This is a genomic window from Ancrocorticia sp. (genome assembly GCF_052089425.1).
GTDB lineage: Bacteria > Actinomycetota > Actinomycetes > Actinomycetales > Actinomycetaceae > Ancrocorticia.
In genome coordinates, this window is sequence record NZ_JBQCZW010000004.1 from 68,218 (window position 1) to 89,231 (window position 21,014).

Sequence of the window (21,014 nt, forward strand, 5' to 3'; positions counted from 1 at the left end):
TCGGAGTTCGAAGATCTAGGCCAAGCCACCGGCGATCGCGGCGGCGATCCTCTTCACTGATTCCTCTGATCCACGATCCGGACTAGAAACGATCACGCGTTCGCCCTTCTGGACGCCTAGCAGCAAAATCTCCATCATCGAATCGCCAGCAACTCCGTTAATCAGGATGTTGACAGGTTCTTCCATAATACGTTGGGCGAGAACTGCGGCTGGACGGGCATGAAGGCCTGCATCATCAACAACCATCACCTGGGTTTGGAAGCCATCCACACTCGATGCTGGCGTTGTTTCCTTCTCGGGGAGCTTGTAATCGCGCCAGTACTGTAGGGAGGAAGCGATCGCACGAACAACCTGTGCGAGGCGCGCACCGCCCTGAGCGGCGGCAGTTCCCGAAACTGTCCCCTCGAGGAAGGGACCTGGGCCCATCACGCGCCGCGGCGTTCCGTCACTCGCGTTTGCGCCCGCTTCAACGGCCATCTCTGCGGCCATACGAGCGGAACCAAGATCGGCCATCACGATCACGCGTTCACAGGTATCTTCCACCTTGTCGCAGGCGTCAATGACCTGAGTAACATCTGTTCCGAACCCTCCGTCAGTGTTGCCGCCCACGGGAACACAGTGAACATCTGGCGCCATCTCTGCCGCCAACTGTGCAACCGCATGCGCGGCGTCCTTCGAATGTGAAACTAGTACAAATCCAATAGCCATGCTTATTGTGCCGCCTTCAGTGCCGCGTCCAGTAGGTACGATGAAGAAACTGCCCCAGGGTCAAGGTGACCTGCGGACCGTTCTCCCAGATAGGATGCTCTCCCTTTCGTTGCCACCATACCGAGGGTTGTCTGAGCGCCCTCAGCTGCAGCATCAGCCGCGGCTTGAAGTACGCCCACGCAATCCGCCCCAGATTCGGCGGCTTCTTGTGCTGCGCGGGAGGCCGGGGCCCACGCATCAACCATCGTTTTCTCCCCCTGAGTTGCCCGGCCGCGGGCTTGAATTCCTGCACTCGCCGCTTCGATCATTGCGGCCAGCTCGCGAGGACCCATCTGCGCCGCTGCTGCGGAGGACATCCGCAGATAGGCTGTGCCAAGCAGCGGGCCAGATGCTCCGCCAACCTTGGACATGAGGGTCATAGCGATCGTGCGAAAAATTTGAGCTGGATCAGCGGGCACATCCTGAGCCAAGGCCTGCGTCACGGCTGTGAATCCACGATCCAGATTCTCGCCGTGATCAGCATCGCCGATAGCGCGATCCAGTGCTGTGAGTTCTTCCCTGTGGGACTGCGCTGCCGAAGCGGCAAGCTCCGTCCACTTGAGTACCCACACTTGGTCTAGGGACATAGCTAGCAACCCTTTCGCCACGCCGGAGTGTGCACTGGGGCGTCCCAGAGGCCCAAAACCGTATCATCGGCCTTGGCGATCGTGACTGACACGCCCTCCATATCGAGACTCGTCACGTAGTTACCCACGAGGTTACGAGCGATGGTGATACCAGCATCATCGAGTCGCTGGGCTACGCGCCGGAACACGATATCCAACTCGTATCCAGGTGTGGCACCCATGCCGTTCACCAGAACAATCACGGGATCACCGGATTCGAGAGGCTTATCAGCAAGGATGGCATCGAGAAGCTGATCGGTCAGATCATCGGCGCTGGCCATGGACACCCGAGAGCGCCCTGGTTCACCGTGTATCCCAACACCCAGCTCCACCTCATCATCGGTCAGCGCGAAGCCCGGCTCGCCCACATGAGGAAGCGTGCATCCGCGCAATGCCAATCCCATGGACCGAACTGACGCTGCCATCGCAGAAGCGGCCGCTTCTACTTCGTCAAGCGATCCGCCCGCCTGAGCAACGGCGCCGGCAACCTTTTCCACGAACAATGTTCCAGCAACTCCACGCCGCCCCGCCGTGAACGTTGAGTCCTCAACAGCCACGTCATCAGCAACGAGAACGCTCCGTACCTCGTGCCCGCTGGCAGCTGCTAACTCCGCTGCCATCTCAAAATTCAACACGTCGCCCGTGTAGTTCTTGACGATACACACCACGCCTGCCCCATTATCCGCGGCTTCGATTGCCGCAAGAATCGCGTCAGGTGTGGGTGAAGTGAACATCGGCCCTGGCACAGCGGCATCGAGCATGCCGTCACCAACAAATCCCGCGTGCAGCGGTTCGTGGCCTGATCCTCCGCCCGAGACTACTGCTACGCCGTCACGTGGTTGTGCTCTTCCTACCCAGATGGGTTCTTTGTGAAGAGCAACGAGATTATGATTTGCGCGGGCAAATCCCTCGAGTACCTCTTCAACAACATCGTGAGGATTATTGATAAGTGCCTTCACTGGTGTGCCTCCTTGCAATCGCCAGTGGCCTGCCCATCAGGCAAACCAAAGAGCAATTTCCCTTTCTGCATTTTCGGGACTGTCCGATGCGTGAACGATGTTCTCGACATTCCCGTCTCCCCAATCACGCGCCAGATCGCCGCGGATTGTTCCCGGTGCTGCACTGGTTGGATCTGTAGCTCCGGCAAGGTTTCGAACGCCCTTAACAATCTGAGCACCGTTGAACACCGCGGCCACAATTGGGCCAGATGTCATGTATGAAACGATGTCAGGATAGAAGGGCTTGTCAACCAATTCGTTGTAATGCTTGGCAAGAAGCTCTTCCGAAGCGTTCTTCCATGCAATGTCCTCCAAGGTGTATCCCTTGGCTTCGATGCGGCGCAAAACCTCTCCAACGAGGTTGCGACGAACGCCATCGGGCTTGACCAAAACTAAAATTCGCTCTGTACTCATAGCGTTAATTGTCTCACCTCACAGCGTGATATATGGGCCGTTCGTCGCTCTTTGGCCGAACCGATGATGCCAACGTACTACATCGGAACAATCATATGCTCTAGGTCACGAAACTTACAGGAGGAGGTGCGTGCTGCTAGTTGGCAGGATCATGCCCCGTCGGGCGCGCCCTGACCCATCAACGTGCGTGTTTCGGCAACCAACTGAATCGAACCTGTCACCAAAACGATGGGCGAGGTCATGGGCTCCGAATCATCCGACTCGGCCAAACCGGCCGCCATATCGATTGCTGCAAGAAGATCATCTTCGCGGTGAACACGATCGCTACCGAACACCTTACGAGCAATCAGCTCCAAATTATCGCTGGGCATCGCCCGCTCGGTGGGCATACCCGTGACCACCAGTTCGGCGAGCGCCGGTTCCATCTGGCCCAGATAGCCTTCCACATCTTTATCCGCCATCATGGCAATAACGCCAACACGCCGTCCGGGGTAGTACTCATCCAACGCACGCGCGGTGGCCTGCGCCCCGTGGGGGTTATGCGCAGCGTCCACCACAACGGTGGGCGATGAGCGAACAACCTCGAGGCGTCCCGGCGAGGACACGGCCATGAGGGCGTGTTCCACCACCAACCCGTCCAACGCCTTGCCCCCAAAGAACGCCTCCACCGCCGTGATGGCGAGGACGGCATTATCGGCCTGATAATCCCCGCGCAACCCCAGCGGAATATCTTCGTAGCGTGCACTGGGGGTCTGGACGGAGATCAGTTGGCCACCAACGGCCGTTTCACGGGAGATGACGTGCATCTGTGGCCCAGCGATGAGGAGCTGGGCGTGTACTTCCTTCGCCCGCTCCATCGCCATCTCCGCCACGATATCGGACTGCTGCGCGCACACGAACGTGCAGCCTTCCTTGACGATCCCCAGCTTCTCATGGGCGATGCCCTCAAGCGTAGATCCCAGCCACCGCTCGTGATCCATCGCCACGGGGCACAGAACCGCCACGTCCGCGTCAATCACGTTCGTTGCGTCCCACAGGCCCCCCATGCCAACTTCAACAACAGCCACATCGATCGGTGCAGCCGCAAACGCCGCGTATGCCATCACCGTGAACACTTCGAAGAAGCTCATTCGAGGACCGCCGGTCCGAGCGGAGGCAGCATCCACCATCTCAATAAATGGTTGGACATCTTCCCACGCTTGAATGAAGGCGTCGCGGGAAATAGCCGTGCCGTCTATCGCGATTCGTTCGCGCACGGTGGTCAAGTGAGGCGATGTGAAACGCCCTGTCCGCAGCCCCCGTTCCCGAACCAGTGCCTCGACCATTCTGGCCGTGGAGCTCTTTCCATTGGTCCCGGTGATGTGAATCGCCCGGAACGTCTTCTCCGGATTACCCATCAAGTCCAGACAATCCCGAACACGATCCAGCGACGGCTGCACCTTGTGTTCGGGCGCCCGGGTGAGGATCTCCCGGTAGATCCGATCAACGTCCAGATCAGCGGTCAGATCATCAGCCATTTGCTGAGTTGGATCGGGAGCTTCCTCGGCCACCACATCCTGAATAACGGACGGGTCGGGGCCAGCTATGAGGCCGGAGGAAACCACCGCTTTGATAGCCGCATCGAATTCTGCGTCCTCGCGCGCCTCAACACCCTCAACATCCTCACGGCCCTCGGCATCACGATCTTCCGCGCCAGAATCCTCGCGCTTATCCAACTCATCACTCATGGCTTTTAGCGTTCCACCTTTTCAACATGAACCTGAATAGCATCTGCGCCGCCCTCAACTGTGGCCTGAAGGGCCAGCGTCTCGGACGCGATGAAGTCCAGATGCGCCTTGACACCTTCCACACGATCACTAGGGACGGCCAGCGTCAAAGCGATCCGATCCGCCACGTGCAGCCCGGCGTTCTTGCGTTCGTCCTGAACAGCGCGAACAACATCGCGCGCGTAGCCTTCGGCTTCCAGTTCTGCATCGATCTCCGTATCAAGAGCGATGAAGGCACCGGACGGCAGCATCGAGGCCACGCTTCCTTCCTCGGACACCACTTGGCTGGTCAGCGTGTACTGGCCTTCCTGAAGAACAACGCCATCACCTACGTTCAGGCGCACGCCGCCCGCCACTTCCTCCCAAGCGCCGTCACGAGCCGCCTTGAACAGCGCGGAGGTGAGCTTGCGCATGGCAGGCTCGAGCTCACGGGGCAGCACGGCCAAGTCGCGAGTCACTTGCATACCTGATGTCTCAACATCTTTGAGTGCCACACTCTTCACGTTGACTTCCCCGGCCATCAGGTCCGTGTAGGCGGACAGATCCTGATCGGTCACAACCGTCATGGACCGCAGCGGCTGGCGAACGCGCAGGCTGTGAGTCTTACGCAGCGAATGCGCGGCGGACACGATGGAACGCACCTCATCCATCTGGGCCACTAACGCATCGTCTGCCACAGTCTCAGGAAGCTCCGGCCAATCCACCAGATGCACGGAGCGCCCGCCGGTCAGCCCGCGCCAGATCTCCTCTGACATCAGGGGGAGGAGCGGGGCAGACACCTCGGTGAGCACCTTGAGCGCCGTGTACAAGGTATCGAACGCCTTCGCATCCTCGTTCCAGAAGCGATCACGCGAGGTACGCACGTACCAGTTGGTCAGCACATCCAGGTAATCACGAACAACGGCGGTGGCTCCGGGGATATCGTAGGCGTCCAGCAGCTCGCGCACCTTGCGTGCCAAGCGCTGGGTGTGCGCCAGCAGGTAGCGGTCCTGAACGTCCAGCCCGCTCACCACATCGGCGTTCTCCATCTCTACCTCGCGGGCATCGTAGCCAGCCCCGCGGTTGCAGGCACCGGCGTACAGCGAGAAGAAATAGTAGGAGTTCCACAGCGGCAGGAGGATCTGGCGCACGGTATCGCGAATCGCATCCTCCGTCACCACAAGGTTGCCACCGCGCACCACCGGTGAGCTCATGAGGAACCACCGCATGGCGTCCGAACCGTATTCGTTGAACACCCTGAGCGGATCGGGGTAGTTGCGCAGCGACTTACTCATCTTCCGTCCGTCATCGCCCAGCACGATGCCGTGCGAGACGCAATTGAGGAAGGATGGCGTATCGAAGATCGCCGTGGCCAACACGTGCAGGTTGTAGAACCACCCGCGCGTTTGCCCGATGTATTCGACGATGAAATCGCCGGGGTAATGGTTCTCGAACCAATCCTGATTCTCGAACGGATAATGCACCTGTGCGTAAGGCATAGAGCCAGAATCAAACCACGTGTCCAGAACATCGGGGACACGGCGCATCATGGATTGGCCCGTCGGATCGTCCGGGTTCGCCCGCACCAGCTCGTCGATGTACGGGCGGTGGAAATCCACCTCGCCGTCGTCGTTCATCGGAACGGTGCCGAAATCTTCTTTCAACTCGGCCAACGAACCGTACACGTCCACGCGCGGATACTCGGGGTTATCGGACTTCCATACGGGGATGGGCGAACCCCAGAATCGGGTGCGCGAAATGGACCAGTCACGAGCGCCCGCGAGCCAGTTCCCGAAGATTCCGTCCTTGATGTGCTCCGGTACCCACGTGATCTCTTGGTTGAGCTCCACCATACGATCGCGGAACTCGGTCACGGCCACGAACCATGAGCTCACGGCCTTGTAGATCAGCGGCTGGCGGCAGCGCCAGCAGTGCGGATAGGAGTGCGTGTAGGAGGCCTGCTTGACCAGCACCGCACGCACCGCCGGTTCCTGACGGGCCAAATTGCCGGTGCCGTCACGTAGGTCCGCGATCACGAGGCGGTTGGCATCAAATACCTGTTCGCCGGCGTAGTCCGGAACTTCTGCCGTGAACTTCCCGGCATCATCCACGGGCACCACGGGGCGGATCCCGTGGGCACGGCACACGTTCATATCGTCTTCACCGAAAGCTGGGGCGATGTGCACCAGCCCCGTGCCGTCTTCTGTGGTGACGAAATCGCCGGAGATGATGGTCCACGCGTTGGGCCCAGGAGCCTCGCCATCCCCCCGCCGTTCGGGAGTATCAAAGTAATCGAAGATCGGCGTGTAGCGCCTGCCCACAAGGTCCGAACCTTTACAGCGCGCCAGCACCTCGGGGGCCTCTCCCAGTTCCTTTTCGTAGGCGCCAACGAGCGCTTCGGCCAAAACAACGCTCTGGCCCGCCAGCGCACCATCACTCGGGCGGACCGTCACGTAATCGATATCCGGTCCGGCGGCGATGGCCAAGTTGGAGGGAAGGGTCCACGGCGTGGTGGTCCAGATGAGCGCCAGCTCCCCGGTTTCGAGGCGGAGTCCAACCGTCACCGTCTGATCGGTGCGGTCCTGATAGATATCGTCATCCATCTTGAGTTCGTGGTTGGCCAGCGGCGTCTCATCGTTCCAGCAGTAGGGCAGCACACGGAAGCCGTCGTAGATCAGGCCCTTGTCATACATCTGCTTGAACGCCCAGATCACCGATTCCATGAATTCGGGATCCATGGTCTTGTAATCGTTATCGAAATCCACCCATCGCGCCTGACGGGTCACGTAGTTCTGCCACTCGGCGGAGTACTTCATGACGCCACCGCGGGCGGCCTCGTTGAAGGCGCGGATGCCAATTCCGTTCGGGCCCTCGATTTCGGACTTGTCCGTGATACCGAGGGTCTTTTCCGCCTCGAGCTCAGCGGGCAGCCCGTGGGTGTCCCACCCGAAACGGCGCTCCACTCGCTTGCCCCGCATGGTCTGGTAGCGCCCCACCACGTCCTTGACGTAGCCGGTCAGCAGGTGCCCGTAGTGGGGCAGGCCGTTGGCAAACGGGGGGCCATCGTAGAAGACAAATTCGTTAGAGCCCTTGGGGCCGGCGGAACGGTTGTCAATGGATGCCTGGAAGGTGCCGTCCTGTTCCCAATACGCCAGCACCTCCTCTTCCATCGTCGGAAAGGAGGGTGACGCCGTGACGTCGCCTTCGCGGTGGAGCGGATAGTGGGCCATTTCTCTCCTCGTCGTGTTCGGACACACGAGGACGGACCGGCGTTTGCCGGGCCGCGGTACCACCTCGCTTGCCGCATGCGCGGCCGCTCATTGGGGACGATATCGAGTCCAGCCGTTCGGTTCTACTTGGACCGGTTCGTTGGCACCGCCTTTTTCGACGACGACGAACCCATCCGTTCTTCCGAATGCTCCCCGGTGATACCTAGGCGGCAGGCGCCCAGCCGGATCAACACAACTTTGCCTAGTCTAGCCAGCGGGGCGCCAACGGGGCCAGCAGCGGGGGCACCGCCGCGGCGTCATTCTGCTCACTATTTGATGGAATCGAGCGCCGTACGGGGCAGTTCTGGTTCCGGAGCATCCGCGCTGCGGGCAACCGTCCAGCTGTTGGCCTGAGCCACAGGGCGCACCGTGACCAGATCGATGTTCACATGCTTGGGGCGTGAGAGCGCCCAGAAGATGATGTCCGCGATGTCCTCGGCAACCAATGGTTCGGCAACACCCTGATAGACCTTCTCCGCCGCATCTTCGCCACCGAGCCGGTTCTTGGAGAACTCCTCCGTCTTGACCATACCCGGGGCCACTTCGATGATGCGCACCGGCTCGCCCACTAGCTCAATCCGGAGCGTGTTGGCAATCATGCGTTCGGCGTGCTTCGCCGCCGTGTATCCGGCGCCACCCGGATAGGTTTCATGGGCCGCCGTTGAGGTGAGGAAAACAAGATCGCCACCGTGCTCGCGGAAGCGGGGCAGCAGCGCCTGAGTCAGGCGCAGCGTGGAGATCACGTTGATGTCATACATCCGCTGCCAATCGGCGATGGCGCCAGAGGCCACGGGATCCTGCCCCAGCGCGCCACCGGCCACGTTCACCAACCCGGCCACCGGCTCCTGACCAAGGAACTCCACGAGGCCGTCAATATCCTCCTGAACCGTCAGATCCGCGGCGAAATAGCTACAGCCCGTCTGCTCGGACAGGGCGATCAAGCGCTCCTGCCTGCGCGCCGTGGCCACAACGCTATAGCCTTCGTCAACTAAACGCCGGACCGTCGCCTCCCCGATTCCGGTGGATGCCCCTGTCACAACAATTCGTGCCATGATGATTCCCCTCTCGTGTCACTTCACTTACCTACTAGAGTAGTGCCAACCCAACACGGAAAGGCTGAACAATGCTTGGATTTATTGGTGCCGGTGCCATGGGCGGCGCAATCTTGAACGGTGTTCTGGAAAGTGGGGCCTACGCCGCCTCCGATGTGCTGGTGGCCGAAGCTCACCCGCAACGCGCCAAGGCTCTCGCGGATCAGACGGGTGTGGGCGTGGCCGAGGGCAACGTTGAGCTTGTCAGGGGCGTGGGCGCTGGCGGAACAGTTATCCTCGCGGTCAAGCCAAACGTCATCGGCGCCGTACTGGATGAGATCGCCGATGTGACCGGCGAATCCGGCATAACGCTCGTCTCCATCGCCGCCGGCACCTCGCTGGCCACCCTCCACTCCTATCTGTGGGAGCGCCAAGCCGTTGTGCGTGTCATGCCAAACGTGGCCGCACAGATCGGCAAATCGATGAGCGCCATCTGCCCGAACAGGCACGTATCCCAGGAGGCGCTCGCTTCAATCACCGCCATCTTCGAGGCCGTTGGCAAGGTGGAAGTCATGGCGGAAAAGGACTTCTCCGCTTTTGCCGCCATTGCCGGATGCTCGCCCGCCTTCACCTTTGAGTACATTGATGCACTCGCCCGCGGCGGCGTTGCCAATGGAATCCCGAAGGCCCAAGCTGTCCGAATCGCAGCCCAAGCCGTGCTTGGGGCTGCCTCTCTCATCCTCGAAAAGGAGGAAAGCCCCGCGGATCTGGCCGATCTGGTTCAGTCCCCCGGCGGTACAACGGTGGCCGGTGTGGTTGCCCTTGAGGAGGCGGGCTTCGGCCGAGCAACCGTCAAGGGCGTTCAGGCCGCCATCGATAGGGATGTCGAGCTTTTGGGTAACTAACCGTGAACTTCTGGGCAACTAGCCCCGCACCCTCGCTGGACGTGCCACGAGATTCACATCACGAAACACGGGCTTTTACTCCCCCAGTGGGCCCCGTAGCTGGGGCAACGCCCATCTTCGTGGAACAATAACCACCATGACTGATTCGACGAACAAGAAGCGGTCCGAACTCCTCGCTCACACGGAGGTACCGGATCGTGCAAACCTCGATGGCATTGAAAAGCGCTGGACAAGCCGCTGGGACGATGAACAGACCTACGCGTTTGACAGGACGGCAACACGCGAGGAGGTGTACTCGATTGACACCCCTCCCCCCACCGTCTCGGGTTCGTTGCATATCGGTCACGTATTCTCTTATACCCATACGGACGCGATGGCGCGCTACCAGCGTATGCGCGGCAAGTCAGTGTTTTACCCGATGGGCTGGGACGATAATGGCCTGCCCACCGAGCGCCGCGTGCAGAACTACTACGGGGTGCGCTGCGATCCCTCGCTCCCCTACGATCCGGAATTCGTTCCTCCGCACGATGGAGGGGATGGCAAGTCCATCAAGTTTGCCGATCAGAAGCCGATTTCGCGCCGCAACTTCATCGAGTTGTGCTGGACGCTGACGGAAACCGACGAAGGCCAATTCGAAGAACTCTGGCGCCAGCTGGGGCTCTCGGTCGATTGGAACCAGCACTACCAGACGATCGGCGCCAAGGCACAGAAGGTTGCTCAGGCGGGCTTCCTGAAGAACCTTGAGCGGGGCGAGGCTTACCAGGATCAGGCGCCCGGCTTGTGGGACGTCACGTTCCAGACCGCCGTGGCTCAGGCTGAACTTGAAGCCCGCGAGTATCCCGGCTCCTACCACGCGCTTGCTTTCCACACGGAGGGCGGCGATGACGTGATGATCGAGACCACGCGCCCTGAGCTGCTGCCCGCTTGTGTGGCGCTCATTGCTCATCCCGATGATGAGCGGTACCAGCACCTGTTCGGCACCTACGTCACCTCCCCCATCTTCAACGTCAAGCTCCCCGTGGTGGCCCATACGGCCGCGGAAATGGACAAGGGCGCCGGCATCGCGATGTGCTGTACTTTCGGTGATCTCACGGACGTCCAGTGGTGGCGCGAACTCCAGCTTCCCACACGCTCCGTGCTGGGCAAGGATGGCCGCATCCTCCGCGATACCCCGGACTGGATCACGGATCCCGCCGGCCGCACGATGTACGAGCAGATGGCGGGCAAAACAGCCTTCTCCGCACGCAAGGCGCTTGTTGAGGCGCTTCAGGAATCCGGCGAGATGCACGGGCAGGCAACCCCGACCCAGCGCATGACCAACTTCTTCGAAAAGGGCGATAAGCCCTTGGAGATCGTCACCTCCCGCCAGTGGTACATCCGCAACGGTGGCCGCCCCTATGAGGAGGCCAACGGCAAGGATCTTCGCGATAACCTGATCGCCGCCGGTAACGAGCTCTCCTTCCACCCGGACTTCATGCACGTGCGCTATGACAATTGGGTCAACGGGCTCAACACCGATTGGCTCGTGTCCCGCCAGCGCTTCTTCGGCGTGCCGATTCCCGTGTGGTACCGCGTGTCCGATACGGGCGAGGTCCGCTACGATTCCGTCATCGCGCCCGAATTCGAGCAGCTTCCGATCGATCCATCCAGCGATGTTCCTTCCGGTTTCACGGAGGATCAGCGTGATCAGCCCGGCGGTTTCTCCGGGGAGATTGACATCATGGATACGTGGGCCACCTCCTCGCTCAGCCCCCAGATCGTGAGTGGGTGGTTGAACGACGACGATTTGTTCCAACGCGTCTATCCCATGGACCTGCGCCCACAGGGCCAGGACATCATCCGCACCTGGCTGTTCTCCTCCATGGTCAGGGCTCACCTCGAGTTTGGCCAGATCCCGTGGAAGCGCGCCGCCATCTCGGGCTGGATTCTGGATCCTGACCACAAGAAGATGTCCAAGTCCAAGGGCAACGTGGTCACGCCAATGCACCTGCTGGAGAAGCACGGTTCTGACGCGGTGCGCTACTGGGCCACCTCCGCACGCCTTGGCGTGGATGCCGCCTTTGACGAACAGCAGATGAAGATCGGCCGCCGCCTCGCGATGAAGGTCCTCAATGCTTCGAAGTTCGCCCTGTCGATGGCGGGCGAAGGCGCAGCAGTTGATCTAGATCCGGCCTCCGTGACCGAGCCCGTTGACCATGCCTTACTCACTGGGCTGGCGGACGTGGTGGATGGTGCCACGAAGGCGTTCGATGCCTACGATCACACCCGCGCCCTCGAGTTGACGGAAACCTACTTCTGGACGTTCTGCGACGATTACCTCGAGTTGGTCAAGGATCGCGCCTATTCGGCCGATCCGGCAGCCAAGTCCGCGCAGGTCACTCTGAACATCGCCGTGGATACCTTCCTGCGCCTTCTGGCGCCGTTCATCCCGTTTGCTACGGAGGACGTGTGGTCTTGGTACCGCACAGGGTCCGTCCATCTGGCCGCCTGGCCACAGGCTGCGCCGCTGCGCGCCGCGGGCGCCGGAGCCGATCCGGAGCTTATCCGCGTGGCGGGCGAAGCGCTGACGGTGCTGCGCAAGGCCAAGTCGGAGAACAAGGTGTCCCAACGCACCTCCTACGCATGGGTGAACCTTGCTGTTGCTACGGCCGATCGCGGCCTATTCGATCTGGTCCATGCAGATCTGGTGAAGGCCGCCCACGTGCGTGGCGATCTTTCTGTGTCCGACGAATCCGACGGGGCGGTATCCATCGCCTCCTACGAGCTAGATCCGCCAGAGCCGAAGAAACCGCGAAATAAGTAACATGCGAGCAGCGCCCGGCTTCGGCCGGGCGCTTTCGTCGTCGTCGATCTCACAATCGGACACGGCATCAACCCGCGACCGATCGTCCGCTAGCCTTGCCCCAACCATTCGAACGGGGAGGACATCATGCGAAAGTTGTGGGGTATCGGTGCGGCGGTGATGCTGGGGCTGGCGGGGTGCTCTCTCGGCTCGGGGGCGGATTCCCCCTCCCCCGGCGCCTCCGCCCCGCCGAGTGCGCAACCGAGTCCCAACGCCTCACCAGTTCCCTCGTGCGCCGATACCTCGCCCGAAGAAGCAGCTGATGCCGCGTTCGATCAACTCCCCGATCCGTTCGGTGATGACGAGGAAATGAACGCGAGCAATGGCTGGGATCGCCACTACGCGGACACATCCGGTTACGATCCGTGCGCCGCGCTCTCGTGGATCGGATTCCCGCTGGCAGGCGGCACCGTCTCCTCCCCGTATGCGATCGCTCTGTTCGTGCACGGCGAGTATGAGGCGGCGCCCGATGGCTCGGAGTACGGATGGGGCCCAACAGTAGAGCGCCTCTCCGATGATTCGATCGAGGTCACCTACCAATGGCCCAAGGACGGGGAATCCAACGCAGAAGCCTCCGGCACCACCGTCATCACCTACACGTGGGATGAGGCGGCGCGCGAAATCGTGCCGTCGGGTGATGTGGATGGCGGCCCAGAATTCGACACCCCGGGTGGCGATCCCACACCGGACCTTCCAGAAAATGCCTACCCCGGGGCGGGCGGCCCCGCCCCCGACGGGGCGAAAGCCATCACCTCCGTGTACACCCCCTCCTCCAGCTCCCCCGAGATCGCCATGATCGTGACGCCCAGTGGCAACATCGGTTGCGATTTCACGACTAACCCGGACTACGGGCCGGGCTGCGGGGTCGAATCCTACATTCAGGATGCGCCCTACGGCGGCGATGAATCGGGGAACAACTGGTGGTTCTTCTTCGATGGTGGTCAGGCAACGCTGGGCACTAAGGGTGACGCCCCGTACTACATCACCCCCGGCACCGAGGGGCAAGAAGTGGGCTACGGTGACGTGGTGTACTACAAGAACTTCGTGTGCGCCTCCGAGGAGACGGGGCTGACCTGCTGGGATTCGAACACGGGGCATGGCGTGTGGATGAGCGGCGACGCCTCGGAAACGTTCTAAGGAGGGGCACATGACTACTCTCGGCGATCTGGTGACCGTCACCACCGATCCGAACGGGAAACTGCAGGTGCTCGTGGATTCGGATGGAAACTACCTTCTGGCCGCCGCGGCCCTCGCCGACCTCATCGATCGCGGGCGCCTCACGTTCGCCCCGTACGGCCCACACCCCCAGATTCAGGTCCTGAGCTACGCCCCGGTGCCTGAACCGTCTCTCACCACGTGCCTGTCCCACTTACAGAACAAGAATGTGTCCGTGACGGACCCCCGCAATCTTCTTCGGCACATGTACGGAGGGCCACGAGGGCACAAACCGATCTTCGAGAGCCTGGTGTATGAGGGCGTTCTTGGCCCAGCACTGCCCTCCTTGGGGTGGAAGCGATACCCGGTGGCGAACCCGCCATACCGCGAGGGCCTTCTGGGTGAGCTCTACGGCGCATTCTTCGGTCCAGAGGTACCCAGAGAACCGATCAGGCGGATTGCCGCACTCCTAGCGGTGGGCGATATGAAGGTGGGTTCGCTCCTAGATCCTGTTCTGGACTGGCCGGGGGCGAAGCCGCCAGGCGCGCCAGATCTCACGGGCAGGCAACGCGAGGAAGCGCTCGGGCACATGAGAGCGCGCGGTCATTTTCTGGCCCAGAACGATCCCGTGGCGCAGGTAGCTCTGGCCATCGTGACCCCTGAGTACGAATCGCCGTTTTGGACCCGGTCCAGGTTTGATGGCTTCACAACTCGTCTCGGTCGCTTCAGGTGATCATCGGTTCGTTTTGAAAGGGACGACGCCGGGTTCCTCCGCCGCTAGTGCCCGTGCGTCAGCCCCGTAATCGCGGCGATCACCTGTTCATATGAGGCATCCTGAGCAAAGAATTCGCCGTTGATGCGGCCGTGGCGCAGGACGATGATGCGGTCCGCGATGGCACGCACATCCGTGAGATTGTGGCTAATGAGGATCACGCCCTTGCCCATCTCGCGCAAACCCTCGATGTAATTGAGAACGTCGGCAGTTTGGGACACGGAGAGCGAGGCCGTTGGCTCGTCCATCACGAACAGGCTCGGTTCGGCCACGAGGGTGCGCGCGATGGCCACGCCTTGGCGTTGGCCTCCCGAGAGGGCAGCGAGTGGAGCATGCACGTCAGGGATGCGCCCTCCAAGTTGATCCAAGTATTCGCGCGCCAGGCGATCCATCTCTTTGGTATCCAGCAGGCCCGCCTGACTCGTCAGTTCGCGGCCAAGGAAAATGTTGGACGTCACATCGAGGTTTTCACACAGGGCGAGCTGCTGGTACACGGTGGCGATCCCTAGATCGAAGGCCTCGCGAGGCGAGGCAATGGTGACGGGATGTCCTCCCACGAAGATGCGCCCTGCCGTTGGTGTCAGTGCTCCGGCAACCATTTGGGCAACCGTTGATTTACCGGCCGCATTGTCACCTACGAGGGCCACCACCTCGTGATCGTGCACGGAAAAACTCACGTTGTTGGCCGCCTGAACGGCCCCAAAGTGCTTGGTCAGATTCTCCACACGAAGAATTGGTGTCCGTGTCATTCCCCTACCCCCTTCGGAGAAGCACCGTCAGCGCGATCTGGCGATACCCCCATAGGGTTCACTCTCTCTTGTTCATCGTAAGCGAGCGTCAGTGCCCCCATGATCTCCGATTGGCCGGCCAGCGCTGCCGCTTCCACGCTCACCGTACCAGCGAACAGTGGCCGTCCTTCAATGGCATCGCGCATCGGGGCAAGCAAAAGTTCACCCGTGGCCGCAAGTTCGCCCCCCACCACGATCTTTGAGGGGGAGAGTACCATCACCTGATCGGCTAGAACTCGCCCGATCTGGGTGCCGGCATCGCCCACCACCTGACGGCAGCCAATATCTCCAGCGTTGGCCTCGCGGATCACGTCCGAAACCGATGTGTAGCCGTGTGACAGCCGAAGGGATTCCACCAGCACGTTGGCACCCACAAGTGTGTTGAGGCAGCCACGGCCTCCGCAGTTACAGATTAACCCGGAGGGTTCCACCTGAACATGCCCGATCTCTCCGGCCGTACCGCGCACGCCGTGATACACGTGACCATTGATAATGATCCCGGCCCCCGTCGTGTAGGTAGCACACACGTAGATCCCGTTAGCCACCCCGCGCAGTGCCCCGCGGCGCGCTTCTGCCACGGCGGCCGCGTTCGCATCGTTATCCACGCTCGTTGGGCGATTGAGACGTTTGGACAGGACGGTGGCGATCTCAATGTCTTCCCAGCCCGGGAGAATCCCGGCAACGGGGATCATGCCGGATTCAGGATCTATCGGGGCTGCCATGCTCACCCCAACGGCGCTGAGCTCGTCTACGTTCGCGCCCAGATCCTCAACCAGTTCAGTGATGAGTATCGCCGCCCGATCCAGCGTGGTATCTGCCCGATGCGTCAGTGGGAGGGGCAGGCTCTTGGACCGCTGGATGTCCAACGAGGTGTCTGAGATGGCGATGCGAAGAACTCGCCGGCCCACTTGAACGCCAGCGAGTAGCCCTGTTTGCCGAGCGAGAGAAACCAACTGAGCACGCCGTCCCGAATGAACAGTGCTCCGCGTGCGGAAAACTCCCTCGGCAACCAAGCGTTTCACCGTGTTCGAAATGGTGGCAGGTGAAAGGCCAGTAGCTGCGGTCAATTCAACCTGAGTGATGTGCCCGAACTTGCGAACGGTTTCCACAACGCGAGCCGTATTGGCTTCACGTAGTGAAGCTTGCGATCCCGGTCCTATACTCACGAGATAACGCTATCACTACTGAGCCTCCCCCGATCTACGCCTCACGGTATATTCGGTGCAAGACTTTGGAGTATTCTTTGCCGGACAGCATGCCTTAGCGTTTCGTTCCGAGGTGGCACATGCCGCGCTCACGCACACTTTCCACCGTCCCCTCGCGCCTGAGGAGCGGATGGTGAACGGCATCTGAAAAACTCATCCACGCAATTTGCGTTTATAGCTTGAAGTCAAGGGGGCAAGTGCCTATGATTCCAAAATAGAACGAATTCCTCGTTCTGTTCCCACAAAGAAGCGCGGGAGTACATATGGCAAAGCAGCCTCCCCCAATCCTAGAGATGCGTAACATCGTCAAGGAGTTTCCTGGCGTGCGCGCTCTAGATAACGTCACGATGACGGTTCAGGAAGGGGACATTCACTCCATCTGCGGAGAAAACGGCGCGGGTAAATCCACGCTCATGAAGGTCCTCTCGGGAGTTCATCCCACCGGAACGTATCAGGGTGACATCTACTTCAACGGCGAACCCGTGAAGTTCCACAACATCAAGGCCTCCGAAGAGGCCGGGATTGTGATCATCCATCAGGAGCTCGCTCTCATTCCAGAGCTTTCCATCACGGAAAATGTGTTTATGGGATCCGAAATCCGTAAACGCGGCCTCATTGATTGGGATGAGCAGCGCCGGGTCACCACCGGGCTTCTGGACCACATCGGTTTGGCAATTGATCCCAACACGCCCGTCAAGAATCTTGGTGTGGGCCAGCAGCAGATGGTGGAAATCGCCAAGGCGCTGTCCAAGGACGTCAAGCTTCTCATTTTTGATGAGCCCACCTCGGCTCTGAACGAGGAGGATTCCGCCAATCTCCTTGACCTGATGCGCGATCTGAAGTCGCGAGGCATCACGTGCATCATGATTTCGCACAAGCTCAACGAAATTGCAGCCATCTCCGATGCAGTGACCGTCATCCGCGACGGTCAGACTGTTGAAACCTACCCCGTTGTTGCTGGAAAGGTTGACGAGGATCGCATCATCCGATCCATGGTTGGCCGCTCCCTCGATAATCGCTACCCGGATCACACGCCCAACCATGGCGAAACGATGTTTGAGGTCAAGGACTGGACCGTTGTCCACGAATCCATTCCCGATCGCCTCGCAGCCGATCGCTCCTCCTTTACGGTCAGGGCTGGCGAAGTTGTTGGTTTCGCCGGCCTCATGGGCGCAGGCCGCACCGAGCTGGCACGTTCGCTTTTCGGCAAGTCGTACGGGCAGTACCTTGGCGGGCAGATGTGGCTCAAGGGCGAAGAGCTTCGCTTAAACAACGTCAGTCAGGCCATTAAGCGGGGCATTGCCTACGTTCCAGAGGATCGTAAAACGCTCGGCTTGAATTTGATCGATACCGTGGAAAAGACGATCGTCAGCGCCAATCTCCGCGGCATTGTCCACGGCGGATTACTCGATCTGGACGAACAAGCAGAGGTTGCCGAGCGCTACCGCAAGGATCTTCGTATCAAGACCCCGAATGTGCGCTCGGGCGTTTCTACGCTCTCAGGAGGCAACCAGCAGAAGGTTGTTCTCGGCAAGTGGATGTATCCAGAACCAGACCTGCTGATCTTGGACGAACCTACGCGAGGCATCGATGTGGGCGCAAAGTTCGAGATCTACAAGCTGATTTTCCGCCTCGCGGATCAAGGCCGCGGAGTGATTGTCATTTCCTCGGAACTGCCGGAACTGCTGGGGATCTGCGATCGCATCTACACCATTTGCGAAGGCCAGATCACCGGCGTTGCCAACGCGCGCTCTACCAACCAAGAGGAGCTCATGCGGCTCATGACCCTCACCTCCACCACCGCTACTGACCCAGATGCCACGGACGATACGGACGTCCCTATCGGCGCAGGCGCTAACTAAAAGGATCCGCAAGATGAAAAAACTGAGAGAACTCCTCGGGGGCAATCTTCAGCAATACACCATGGTGTTGGCGCTGATCGTGCTTGTGCTCGTGTTCCAGTTCCTGTCGGGTGGCAAGATGGTCACCTCCTCCAACTTCCAAAACCTGATCTCCGGTAACGCCTATGTTCTCGTACTTGCCATCGGCATGGTCATGGTGATTGTGGTTGGCCACATCGATCTGTCCGTCGGTTCAGTAGCCGGCCTCGTGGGCATGGTGGTAGCCATTTCTGGGCGCGATTTCGGACTCCCCTGGTGGGCTTCGCTGCTCGTGGGCCTAGGCGTTGGCCTCCTCGTGGGGTGCTGGCACGGCTTCTGGCTTGCCCAAATGGGAATCCCCGGCTTCATTACCACGCTGGCGGGATTGTTAGCCTTCAGAGGCCTCGTCATCTGGATTTCTGGCTCCATCTCCGCACCGGTTCCCCGCGAGTTCACCACTCTGGGCGCGGGATACATGCCCGAATGGGGACCCGGATGGACCATGATGAACAACTCCACGCTCCTTCTGGGAATCGTTGGGATCGTTTACCTGACATGGAGTCAGTTCCGCAAGCGTGCCAAGGAAATCAAGCGAGGAAATGAGGCTCCACTGTGGATCCCCGTGACACGATCGATCGCTCTGGTGGCCATCATCGGATACATCACGTGGATCTTCGGATCGGGCCGCCCGGGAACCTCCTTCCCGATCCCCGGCGTGATTCTGCTGGTACTCGTGATCATCTACCACATCATTACCCAGCGCACCACATTCGGCCGCCACGTCTACGCCGTGGGTGGCAATCGGGCCGCCGCGGCGCTCTCGGGTGTGAACACGAAGCGCACCTACTTCCTCGTCATGATGAACATGTCCTTCCTTGCCGCCATTGCCGGCATCCTCTTCGTGGGGCGCTCCACATCTGCAGGTCCGCAGGACGGCAACATGTGGGAGCTGGACGCCATCGCGGCTGTGTTCATCGGCGGCGCCGCGGTATCCGGCGGTATTGGAACCGTGTTCGGCTCCGTGATCGGCGGCTTGGTCATGGCCGTTCTCAACAACGGCTTGATGCTCATGGGCGTTGGCCAGGACCGCACGGCCGTGATCAAGGGCCTCGTGCTCCTGATCGCCGTTGCCTTCGATGTGTACAACAAGAACCACGGAAAGCCCTCCATTACCGGCCATTTAGCGAAGAAAGCGCAACTGGGCCTCGATGGTGAACCACAGGAGCCACTCTCCCCAGAAAGTGCGGCAGTAGCCGCCTCCGGTGCAGAACCCGGATCAAAGCCCGCTGATGGGCCTGCGATCACACCTGAATCCGACAACCCACTCGATCCACATCCACCTACCAAGCATTAACAACGCGGTTTCATAACCGACACCCCGAAAGGAAAACAATGAAGCGACGTTTTACCGGGCTGGCCGCCATCGCGGCGGCAGCAGCCCTCACACTTAGCGCATGTGGCGGCGATGGCGGCCGCGGCGGCGATGATGCCGGCTCAGATTCCACCGATGACGCAGTAACACTCGCGGAAGGAGACACCATTGGTGTTTCCCTTCCATGGCTAGGAACGCAGAACTGGAAGGAAGCAGATCAGATCTTCAAGACCGATCTGGATGAAGCCGGATACAACGCGATCGTTCAGGCCGCTGATAACAAGGTTCCTAACCAGCAGTCCCAAATCGAGGCCATGATCGAGCAGGGCGCCAAGGTCCTCATCGTTGGTCCGATTGACGGCACCCAGTTGGGATCTGTGCTTGAGCAGGCCCAGGCCTCTGGCATCACCATCATCGGATACGACCGCATGATCGAGAACACCGAAGCCGTTGACGGTGTTGTCCAGTTCGGTTCGATCAAGACTGGTGAGTTCCAGGCACAGGCACTCCTACAGGGCCTCGAAGAAGAAAAGGGCGATGGCCCCTACAACATTGAGCTGTTCGCGGGCGGCCCGGCAGATCCGAACGCTCAGCTGTTCTTCGATGGCGCGATGAGCGTACTCCAGCCAAAGATTGATGACGGGACCCTCGTTGTCGTCTCTGGGCAGACCGACTTCACACAGGCCGCCACACAGGATTGGGATAACGGCAAGGCTCAGTCCCGCATGGATTCCATCCTGTCGGGTAACTACTCCAACGAGCAGATCGATGGCGTCCTTTCCCCGAACGACGGTATTGCTCGTGCAATTATCACCTCGGCTGAACAGGCCGGTCAGGATATCCCCGTGGTATCGGGCCTCGATGCTGAAAACGAATCCATCGCTTGGATCGCCTCCGGCAAGCAGTACTCCACGGTTGCTAAGCCAACCCAAGAAATGGTTGACCAGACCATGGATATTCTCGATTCCTTGGCCGCTGGTGATGGACTCCCCGAAGCCAATGACACCGCTGATAACGGCGCCAAGGAAGTACCCGTGTACGCCCTTGAGCCCACCGTTGTGACCCTCGATAATCTGGAAGAGTTCTTCGCAGATAACGAGGACATCATGGCGATCATTAACGACAACAAGTAATTTGACGAGCGGTGGGGGGGGGCAGGCCCCCCCCCCCCCACGAGCACCCAAATTAAAAACAACACAAAACCCCCGCACCAAAACAAGAATGAAAAACGAAAAACACAAAGAGAGGGTTACACACAACACACC

Annotated in this window: 16 protein-coding genes; 7 read left to right on the forward strand and 9 right to left on the reverse strand. The window is 60.2% G+C overall.

Annotation, left to right across the window (positions count from 1 at the left end):
- Positions 1-15 precede the first annotated feature (15 nt).
- The 7 genes from ACTHV6_RS02805 to ACTHV6_RS02835 all read right to left on the reverse strand — a co-directional run bounded on the left by ACTHV6_RS02805 (position 16) and on the right by ACTHV6_RS02835 (position 8,851).
- Positions 16-708 (reverse strand): HPr family phosphocarrier protein, encoded by a 693-nt coding sequence (locus ACTHV6_RS02805; RefSeq protein WP_441385743.1) that lies wholly within the window; start codon positions 706-708, stop codon positions 16-18.
- Positions 709-710: 2 nt separating this feature from the next.
- A complete protein-coding gene (dhaL, locus tag ACTHV6_RS02810) occupies positions 711-1,334 on the reverse strand; it encodes a dihydroxyacetone kinase subunit DhaL (protein ID WP_441385744.1) in 624 nt (207 codons plus the stop codon).
- 2 nt (positions 1,335-1,336) lie between these two features.
- Positions 1,337-2,332, reverse strand: coding sequence for a dihydroxyacetone kinase subunit DhaK (gene dhaK, locus ACTHV6_RS02815; protein WP_441385745.1), 996 nt, complete (start codon positions 2,330-2,332; stop codon positions 1,337-1,339).
- Between the two features lie 36 nt (positions 2,333-2,368).
- The gene (gene ndk, locus ACTHV6_RS02820) at positions 2,369-2,785 is read right to left on the reverse strand and encodes a nucleoside-diphosphate kinase (RefSeq protein WP_441385746.1); all 417 of its coding nucleotides are present in this window, start codon (positions 2,783-2,785) and stop codon (positions 2,369-2,371) included.
- A 149-nt stretch (positions 2,786-2,934) separates the two neighbouring features.
- The gene (locus ACTHV6_RS02825; protein ID WP_441385747.1) at positions 2,935-4,512 is read right to left on the reverse strand and encodes a bifunctional folylpolyglutamate synthase/dihydrofolate synthase; all 1,578 of its coding nucleotides are present in this window, start codon (positions 4,510-4,512) and stop codon (positions 2,935-2,937) included.
- Positions 4,513-4,517: 5 nt separating this feature from the next.
- Entirely contained in the window at positions 4,518-7,760 is a 3,243-nt protein-coding gene (ileS, locus tag ACTHV6_RS02830; protein ID WP_441385748.1) for an isoleucine--tRNA ligase, read from the reverse strand.
- Positions 7,761-8,068: 308 nt separating this feature from the next.
- The gene (locus tag ACTHV6_RS02835) at positions 8,069-8,851 is read right to left on the reverse strand and encodes an SDR family NAD(P)-dependent oxidoreductase (RefSeq protein ID WP_441385749.1); all 783 of its coding nucleotides are present in this window, start codon (positions 8,849-8,851) and stop codon (positions 8,069-8,071) included.
- Positions 8,852-8,922: 71 nt separating this feature from the next.
- On the opposite strand from ACTHV6_RS02835, the gene proC reads away from it, so the two are divergent.
- The 4 genes from proC (at position 8,923) to ACTHV6_RS02855 (ending at position 14,465) form a co-directional block, all read left to right on the forward strand.
- The gene (gene proC / locus ACTHV6_RS02840; protein WP_441385750.1) at positions 8,923-9,735 is read left to right on the forward strand and encodes a pyrroline-5-carboxylate reductase; all 813 of its coding nucleotides are present in this window, start codon (positions 8,923-8,925) and stop codon (positions 9,733-9,735) included.
- A gap of 136 nt (positions 9,736-9,871) precedes the next feature.
- Complete coding sequence (gene valS / locus ACTHV6_RS02845) at positions 9,872-12,538, forward strand: valine--tRNA ligase (RefSeq protein WP_441385751.1); 2,667 nt, start codon at positions 9,872-9,874, stop codon at positions 12,536-12,538.
- A 126-nt stretch (positions 12,539-12,664) separates the two neighbouring features.
- A complete protein-coding gene (locus ACTHV6_RS02850; protein WP_441385752.1) occupies positions 12,665-13,714 on the forward strand; it encodes an LppP/LprE family lipoprotein in 1,050 nt (349 codons plus the stop codon).
- Positions 13,715-13,724: 10 nt separating this feature from the next.
- Entirely contained in the window at positions 13,725-14,465 is a 741-nt protein-coding gene (locus ACTHV6_RS02855; RefSeq protein WP_441385753.1) for a GPP34 family phosphoprotein, read from the forward strand.
- Between the two features lie 44 nt (positions 14,466-14,509).
- Here the strand turns inward: ACTHV6_RS02855 and ACTHV6_RS02860 are convergent, their stop codons facing one another.
- Positions 14,510-15,253 (reverse strand): ATP-binding cassette domain-containing protein, encoded by a 744-nt coding sequence (locus tag ACTHV6_RS02860; RefSeq protein WP_441385754.1) that lies wholly within the window; start codon positions 15,251-15,253, stop codon positions 14,510-14,512.
- Complete coding sequence (locus tag ACTHV6_RS02865) at positions 15,250-16,458, reverse strand: ROK family protein (RefSeq protein ID WP_441385755.1); 1,209 nt, start codon at positions 16,456-16,458, stop codon at positions 15,250-15,252. The genes ACTHV6_RS02860 and ACTHV6_RS02865 overlap by 4 nt, the downstream gene beginning before the upstream one ends.
- A 362-nt stretch (positions 16,459-16,820) precedes the next feature.
- Here ACTHV6_RS02865 and ACTHV6_RS02870 point away from each other — a divergent pair, with 362 nt between their 5' ends.
- From ACTHV6_RS02870 to ACTHV6_RS02880, 3 genes are read left to right on the forward strand one after another with little or no spacing between them, the layout of a single operon-like run.
- Entirely contained in the window at positions 16,821-18,359 is a 1,539-nt protein-coding gene (locus ACTHV6_RS02870) for an ATP-binding cassette domain-containing protein (RefSeq protein ID WP_441385756.1), read from the forward strand.
- A 13-nt stretch (positions 18,360-18,372) separates the two neighbouring features.
- A complete protein-coding gene (locus ACTHV6_RS02875; protein ID WP_441385757.1) occupies positions 18,373-19,731 on the forward strand; it encodes an ABC transporter permease subunit in 1,359 nt (452 codons plus the stop codon).
- A gap of 38 nt (positions 19,732-19,769) precedes the next feature.
- Positions 19,770-20,882, forward strand: coding sequence for a substrate-binding domain-containing protein (locus tag ACTHV6_RS02880; protein ID WP_441385758.1), 1,113 nt, complete (start codon positions 19,770-19,772; stop codon positions 20,880-20,882).
- The last annotated feature ends 132 nt before the right edge of the window (positions 20,883-21,014 follow it).

What these genes read in the sequence shown, in the direction of transcription:
- ACTHV6_RS02805 (WP_441385743.1), bottom strand. Translation starts at nt 708, where the DNA reads ATGGCTATTGGATTTGTACTAGTTTCACATTCGAAGGACGCCGCGCAT.
- dhaL (WP_441385744.1), bottom strand. Translation starts at nt 1,334, where the DNA reads ATGTCCCTAGACCAAGTGTGGGTACTCAAGTGGACGGAGCTTGCCGCT.
- ndk (WP_441385746.1), bottom strand. Translation starts at nt 2,785, where the DNA reads ATGAGTACAGAGCGAATTTTAGTTTTGGTCAAGCCCGATGGCGTTCGT.
- ACTHV6_RS02825 (WP_441385747.1), bottom strand. Translation starts at nt 4,512, where the DNA reads ATGAGTGATGAGTTGGATAAGCGCGAGGATTCTGGCGCGGAAGATCGT.
- ileS (WP_441385748.1), bottom strand. Translation starts at nt 7,760, where the DNA reads ATGGCCCACTATCCGCTCCACCGCGAAGGCGACGTCACGGCGTCACCC.
- ACTHV6_RS02835 (WP_441385749.1), bottom strand. Translation starts at nt 8,851, where the DNA reads ATGGCACGAATTGTTGTGACAGGGGCATCCACCGGAATCGGGGAGGCG.
- proC (WP_441385750.1), top strand. Translation starts at nt 8,923, where the DNA reads ATGCTTGGATTTATTGGTGCCGGTGCCATGGGCGGCGCAATCTTGAAC.
- valS (WP_441385751.1), top strand. Translation starts at nt 9,872, where the DNA reads ATGACTGATTCGACGAACAAGAAGCGGTCCGAACTCCTCGCTCACACG.
- ACTHV6_RS02850 (WP_441385752.1), top strand. Translation starts at nt 12,665, where the DNA reads ATGCGAAAGTTGTGGGGTATCGGTGCGGCGGTGATGCTGGGGCTGGCG.
- ACTHV6_RS02855 (WP_441385753.1), top strand. Translation starts at nt 13,725, where the DNA reads ATGACTACTCTCGGCGATCTGGTGACCGTCACCACCGATCCGAACGGG.
- ACTHV6_RS02860 (WP_441385754.1), bottom strand. Translation starts at nt 15,253, where the DNA reads ATGACACGGACACCAATTCTTCGTGTGGAGAATCTGACCAAGCACTTT.
- ACTHV6_RS02875 (WP_441385757.1), top strand. Translation starts at nt 18,373, where the DNA reads ATGAAAAAACTGAGAGAACTCCTCGGGGGCAATCTTCAGCAATACACC.
- ACTHV6_RS02880 (WP_441385758.1), top strand. Translation starts at nt 19,770, where the DNA reads ATGAAGCGACGTTTTACCGGGCTGGCCGCCATCGCGGCGGCAGCAGCC.